Source organism: Teichococcus deserti (genome assembly GCF_001982615.1).
GTDB classification, from domain to species: Bacteria; Pseudomonadota; Alphaproteobacteria; order Acetobacterales; family Acetobacteraceae; genus Pseudoroseomonas; species Pseudoroseomonas deserti.
Genome location: NZ_MLCO01000493.1, coordinates 1 through 3319, shown reverse-complemented (window position 1 = coordinate 3319; position 3319 = coordinate 1). Strand labels below are relative to the sequence as shown.

Annotated in this window: 4 protein-coding genes; all 4 read right to left on the bottom strand. The window is 75.2% G+C overall.

The annotated features are described in order from the left end of the window. The coding region (locus BKE38_RS29425; protein ID WP_367596544.1) for a CpaE/TadZ family protein at positions 1 to 767 on the bottom strand (767 nt) is incomplete at its 3' end. Continuing rightward, entirely contained in the window at positions 767 to 1036 is a 270-nt protein-coding gene (locus tag BKE38_RS29420; protein WP_076960641.1) for a hypothetical protein, read from the bottom strand. The genes BKE38_RS29420 and BKE38_RS29425, both read right to left, overlap by 1 nt. A gap of 10 nt (positions 1037 to 1046) precedes the next feature. Beyond that, positions 1047 to 2411: a type II and III secretion system protein family protein gene (locus BKE38_RS29415; RefSeq protein ID WP_165694325.1), complete on the bottom strand. Its 1365-nt coding sequence runs from the start codon at positions 2409 to 2411 to the stop codon at positions 1047 to 1049. Between the two features lie 125 nt (positions 2412 to 2536). Continuing rightward, the coding region (gene cpaB / locus BKE38_RS29410; RefSeq protein ID WP_076960640.1) for a Flp pilus assembly protein CpaB at positions 2537 to 3319 on the bottom strand (783 nt) is incomplete at its 5' end.

The window sequence follows — 3319 nt, the reverse complement described above, 5'->3', positions numbered from 1 at the left end:
TCGAGCGCGCGGTGCAGCCGGTCGGCCCCCGCCTTGGCCTGCTGGCGGCGGAGGAAGGGCTGCAGCAGGCCAAGGCGGGGGCCGACCGGCTGCACCGCGCGCTCGACATAGAGCTCGTCCAGGCGCTCGGGGCTCTGCAGCGCCTCGCGCAGCGCCGGGCTGTGCTTGCCGCCCAGCAGCAGCGCCGCCGCGCCGCAATGCAGGTCGGTGTCCAGCAGCAGGCTGTGCCGCCGTTCCAATTGTCCCAGATGCCAGGCCAGGTTGACGGCGACGGTGCTGGCGCCGCTGCCGCCGCGCGCGCCGGTCACGGTGATGACGCGGCCGCCGCGGATGCCGCCCTCGGCCACCGGGCTCAGCCCGCCCAGGGCGGTGGCGAACAGCCGCGCCACGATCTCCGGCACCAGCGGCTTGAACAGGTATTCGTGCACGCCAAGGCCGCGGGTCAGGCGGCGGTAGAAATCCATGTCCTCGCGCTCGCCGACCACCAGCACGCGGACATCGGGCTCCAGCACATGCGCCAGATCCTCGAGGCCGGCCAGCGGCTGCGCCTCGCCGCTGACATCGACCAGCAACAGCTGCGGCGTCGGCTCCTGCCGCATGGCGGCGATGGCGTCCTGCAGGCTGCCGCGGCGGATGTCGGCGCCGCCGGGCAAGGCCTCGGCGAAGCCCTCGCGCAGCGCCGCCTCGGTCGCGGCGTCGCGGGCGAAGCCGATCAGCGGCTTGCGGGCGCCGGCTTCCTCGCTGCCCTCGCGGCGTTCGCCGGCCATCAGTTGCTGCCCCCGCCGTTGTGGCGGCCCATGGTGATCTCGGGCAGCGGCCGCGGCTTGCCCTCGCGCAGCCGCTCGATCGCGGCGGCGGCGATGGCGCCGTCGGTGGTGCGCGAGCCCTCGCCCCAGGCGCGATGCGCCGGATCGGCCAGCATCTGCTGCAGATTGGCCTCGTTCACCTGGCCGGGCCGCCAGGTGCCGGGCCGGTCATAGGGGTCCATCGCGCCGCATCCGGCCAGCGTCAGCAGCAGCAGCGTGGTGTTCCGCAACGCCGCCTCCTCAGCGCAGGATGAAGCCGGCATCGCCGGGCGGCGGCGGCAAGGGCGGCGCGTCGCGCCGGGCGAACTGGCGGAACAGCAGGATCCGCTCGGCATCGTCCGCCGGGGCCTGCCCGGCGGCCGGGCTGCGCAGCGCGGCCGGGTCGCTCACGGGGCGCACCAGATAGGGGGTGACGACGATCACGAGCTCGGTCTCGCTGCGCTGGAAGCGGTCGGAGCGGAACAGGGCGCCGAGGACCGGCACCTCGCCCATCCAGGGCACGGCGCGGCCGGTGGTGCGCTGGCTGTCCTGCATCAGCCCGGCGATGGCGAAGCTCTGCCCGCTGCCGAGCTCGATCGTGGTCTCGGCGCGGCGCACGGTCAGGGCCGGGATCTGCAGGCTGGAATTGTCGGCCGACAGGCGGATGGCGCCCTGCTCGGACAGCTCGCTGACCTCGGGGCGGACGCGCAGGCTGATGCGCCCCGGCTGCATCACCGTCGGCACGAAGGCCAGGCTGATGCCGTATTGCTTGAACTCGATGCTGATCTGGTCATAGCGGCGGCCGACCGGGATCGGGAACTCGCCGCCGACCAGGAAGCTGGCGGTCTCGCCGGACAGCGCCGTCAGGTTGGGCTCGGCCAGCACATTGATCAGCCGGTCCTGGGCCAGGGCGTCGATGATGCCGTTCAGATTGACCGCGCCGTTGTAGCCGGCGCTGTAGCGGCCGGGCAGGTTGGTCGGATCGGCCAGCGAGTTGTTGGTCAGGGCGCCGATGGCGAAGCGGCCGATCGAGCCCATCGCCTGCCAGTCCAGGCCGAATTGCCGCGTCACCTCGCGCGAGACCTCGGCCACGCGCACCCGCAGATTGACCTGGGCCGGGCCTTCGACCGCCAGGCGGTTCTCGACGCTCTGGCCTGCGGCGGCGAAGCCGCGGACCAGCGACAGCGCCTGCTCGGCCTCGGCCGGCTGCGCCACGCTGCCGGAGAGCAGCAGCCCGCCGGGCCGCGCCTCGACCCGCAAGGCGCGGCCGGGCAGCAGGCGGTTCAGCGCGGCCTGCGCCTCCTCGGCGCCGAAGCTGCCGGGGCGGACCATCACCTGGTACTGCGCCAGCGGCTGGCCGGTCGCGTCCATGGCGGCGATGGTGGTGCGGCCGGGCGCCACGCCGAAGACGAAGAGGCTGGTGGGGCTGGCCGGCCGCACCTCGGCCACCTTGGGGTCGGCGGCGAAAAGGCTGGCGGCGGGCGCGGGCAGGGTGACGACGCGGCCCGCCCCGGCCTCCAGCAGCAGGGCGCCGGGCTGGGAGGGCACTGCGACCTCCTGCGGGCGAGGGGCAGGGCCGCGCTGGGCGGCGGCCAGGCCCGGGGCGAGCAGCAAAGCCAGGAGCATCGACGCCGGTTGCATCGACGCCGGTCGCATCGACGCCGATCGCAGCGACGCCGGTCGCAGCGACGCCGGGCCATTCTGACCGGGGCGGCGCGCCGGATTGTCCGGCAGGGCGGGCGGGAAGCGCATCAGAAACGGATCTCCTCGGCTTTGGCGGGACCCTGGAACAGGCGCAGTATGGTCCCGGTCTGGTTTCCAGGGTCTTGCAGCGCGGCCGAGACATCGCCGCTCCAGGTCAGCGGCGGCCGCGGCGGCACGCCGGGCAGGGCCTGCGGCTCCGGCAGGGCGGCGCGCACGGTCAGCGCCAGCCGGCCCAGCCGGTTGGCCACGGCGACGCGCTCGGCCTGGGCGGGGGTGACCTCCAGCGTCACGGTGCGGTTGCCGCGGTCGCCGCCGGTGGCGTTGTCCAGGTTGACCGCGCCCTGCACCAGCCGCTGGTCGATGGCGACGACGCGCAGATCGGCCAGCACGGTCTCGCCGGCGACGCGGCGGGTGGCGGGCAGGCTCTGCGCGTCCAGTGCCTGGGACAGCAGCAGGTCGACGCGGTCGCCCGGCCAGATCAGCCCGGCGGTGCCGGTCACCGCGTCGACGCCGATGCTGACAGCGCGCATGCCGGGCGCCAGCACCGCGGCCAGGAAGCCGCGGTCGCCGGGGCGGATGACATCCTCGCCGGCGCGCAGCGGCTGCCCCGCCTCCATCGAATGGCGCAGCATGGCGCCGATCAGCTCGGTCCGCTCGGCCGGGGTATCGGGGCGGGCGCCGGCGGGGATGCTGCCGGGCGGCAGCTCCAGCCGCGACAGGTCGTCGGGGCCCAGCAGGTTGCCGGCGCGCAGCGGGCGGGCGGCGGCGATGACGGCGGCCATGGCCGGCGGCGGCGGGGCGGCAGGGGCCTCGGCCTGCTGGGCCGGGGC